Consider the following 2962-nt stretch of genomic DNA (forward strand, 5'->3'; position numbering starts at 1 on the left):
GGTCCCTCCGACGGCTTTTCGCGTGAAGTATCCCTCCACGTTCCCGATGTCATAGCCCGGGGATGCGGTAGCGGTGCCAAGCGTCAACGATTTCCATCCCGGGAACAACCGGGACAACTGCCCCTGCCCCGCCGTCGTGAAACCGAAGTAGGTTGCGCCCCCTGCCAACAGGAGGAGAAGGAACGTGGCGATGAAGAAGGAAGGCCGGGTGTGGAAGGGCCGTCTCCCTCCGAGCGGGGTCGGCATGTCCACGGGGAGGAGCATGACGGCTCCTTCCAGGGGAACCGTCTCCTTCTTGGGGGGCGCTGTTGCCGGCAAAGAGGTCGGAACAGGGACCTTCGAGATGCGCGGGGTCGGCATGTCCACGGGGAGGGGCATGACGGCCCCCTCCAGGGGAACCGTCTCCTTCTTGGGGGGCGCTGTTGCCGGCACAGAGGTCGAAACAGGAACCTTCGAGCTGCGTGGTGTCGGCCTGTCCACGGGGAGGAGCATGACGGCTTCCTCCAGGGGAACCGTCTCCTTCTTTGGGAGCGCTGTTGCTTGCGGAGAGTTCGGAACAGGGCCGGGCGAGGTTCTCCTTTGCGGTCGGGGGGGGGGAGCGGGATCAAGTTTTAGTTGAGGGCGCAGGACCGGTCGGGGATTGGGCATTTCCAGGTTGGGAACCATGATGGGCTTTCCGCAGGTGCGGCAACGAACGCTGGCGGCTCTTGCTCCCTGGAACAACGCCGTACGCATATGGAAGCGGGACCGGCAGGCATCGCATTCGATGACCATCGACATGGCGGCACGACTCCTATCGCATGAGAACCATATTATCCGAAAACTCCGGGGGGAAGGCAAGGATCGGGCAGCGAGCTGGCAGCGAGCGGACGCCGTTTCGCAGGTGCCGAAATAGCGCAGCAAGCCGAGGCTGCGGAGCGATAGCCGCCCGCGAGCCCCTGGCACCGGGAGGGGAAAGGGCTTCTCCCCCCGGGGGGGGGCCGGATGACGAAGCCTTCGTGAAAAATTTTCAAATAGAAAATTCTCCCTGCAAGGCAGATGGAGCCCGAAAAGGATGCATTGACAACGACATCCATAGACTATAATATCCATAATACATATAGTGATTGCCTCCTGCCGAGGGGAGCGGCGGTATCCCCCGAAGCAAGGGAAAGGAGCAAAGCGATGGCGGATTCGTACAGGCCGGAAACGATCGCCCTGCACGGAGGGCAGAAGCCGGACCCCGCGACCAATGCGAGGGCGGTCCCGATCTACCAGACGACGTCGTACGTGTTCCACGACACGGCGCACGCCGCGCGCCTGTTCGGGCTTGCGGAGTTCGGCAATATCTACACCCGGATCATGAACCCGACCACCGACGTCCTCGAGCAGAGGATCGCGCAGCTGGAGGGGGGGACGGGCGCCCTGGCGGTGGCGTCCGGCCAGGCGGCGGAAACGCTGGCGCTCCTCAACATCGCGAACGCGGGGGACGAGATCCTCTCGTCGGCGTCCCTGTACGGGGGGACGTACAACCTGTTCCACTACACCTTCCCCAAGATCGGGATCGACGTGAAGTTCGTCGACCCCTCCGACCCGGGGAATTTCCGCAAGGCGATCACGAAGAAGACGAAGGCGATCTTCGCCGAGTCGATCGGAAACCCGAAGCTCGATACGCTGGACAACCGCGCGGTGGCCGACATCGCCCACGAGGCGGGCATCCCGCTGGTGATCGACAACACGATGCCGTCCCCCTTCCTGCTGCGGCCGTTCGACCACGGGGCCGACATCGTCATCCACTCCACGACGAAGTTCATCGGGGGGCATGGCACCTCCATCGGGGGGATCATCGTCGACTCCGGAAAGTTCGACTGGGGGAACGGCAACTTCCCGCAGTTCACCGAACCGGACCCCTCCTACCACGGCCTCAAGTTCTGGGAGGTCTTCGGAAACTTCCCCGGCCTGGGCAACGTCGCCTTCATCCTCAAGGCGCGCGTGCAGCTCCTGCGGGATCTGGGTCCGGCGATGTCCCCCTTCAACGCCTTCCTCTTCCTCCAGGGGGTGGAGACGCTTCCCCTGCGGATGGAGCGGCACAGCACGAACGCGTTGGCGGTGGCGAAGTTCCTGTCGAAGCACCCCAACGTGACGTGGGTCAACTACCCGGGGCTGCCCGACCATCCGCAGCACGGCCTGGCGAAGAAGTATCACCACCGCGGGCTGTACGGCGCGATCCTCGGGTTCGGCATCAAGGGGGGGATGGAGGCGGGGAAGAAATTCATCGACAACGTGAAGCTCCACTCCCACCTGGCCAACATCGGGGACGCCAAAAGCCTCGTGATCCACCCGGCGTCGACGACGCACCAGCAGCTCACCGGCGAGGAGCGGCTCGCGACGGGAGTGACCGACGATTACGTCCGGCTGTCGGTCGGGCTGGAGCATATCGACGATATCGTCGAGGACCTCGACCAGGCGCTCCGGAAGACGTGATCGCCCGGGGAAAAAAAGCCCGGAGGGGATCGTTTCCCTCCGGGCTTTTCGATAGATCCGCTTTCTTCCCTGCGCGCGCCTAGGCGGCCTTCCCCATCTTCTTGCGGACGTGCTCGCAGGCCTGCAGCACCTCGCTCTTGAACTGGTCGTAATCGACCTGCATCCCGTTGATGTAGGTGCTCCAGCCGGCCTGGGACTTGGCCCAGTGGACGGCGTCCTCGATCTCGGCGTCCGTCGCCCCGTTCAGCTTCGCCAACTCCGTGTGGTAGACGGCGCAGTACCGGCACCTGGTGGTCGCCGCAATGCCCACCCCGATCAGCTCCCGGTACTTGTTCGGAATCGGCCCCTCCTCCATCTGCACCTTCTTGAACAGGTCCCACTCGAGCTTGAGCGACGAATCCGGAACGAGCTTGAAAAAGCCGGGGACCAGTCCGAAGGTCTCCTTGATCTCCTTGTACACCTCTTCGCGCTTCATGGCTTTATCCCCCCAACAACAGTG

3 protein-coding genes are annotated in these 2962 nt (G+C 63.5%); 1 reads left to right on the forward strand and 2 read right to left on the reverse strand.

Annotated features, from left to right (window positions below):
- Positions 1-378 (reverse strand): hypothetical protein (locus VJ307_03800; GenBank protein ID HJX73258.1); only part of this gene is annotated, 378 nt, incomplete at its 3' end.
- A 786-nt stretch (positions 379-1164) separates the two neighbouring features.
- Between VJ307_03800 and VJ307_03805 the strand changes: the two genes are divergently transcribed.
- Positions 1165-2463, forward strand: coding sequence for a homocysteine synthase (locus VJ307_03805; protein ID HJX73259.1), 1299 nt, complete (start codon positions 1165-1167; stop codon positions 2461-2463).
- 79 nt (positions 2464-2542) lie between these two features.
- On the opposite strand, the gene VJ307_03810 is transcribed toward VJ307_03805, so the two are convergent.
- On the reverse strand, positions 2543-2962 hold a 420-nt coding region (locus VJ307_03810), incomplete at its 5' end, for a carboxymuconolactone decarboxylase family protein (protein ID HJX73260.1).

The sequence above is a fragment of the Candidatus Deferrimicrobiaceae bacterium genome (genome assembly GCA_035256765.1).
Classification (GTDB): Bacteria; Desulfobacterota; Deferrimicrobia; order Deferrimicrobiales; family Deferrimicrobiaceae; genus CSP1-8.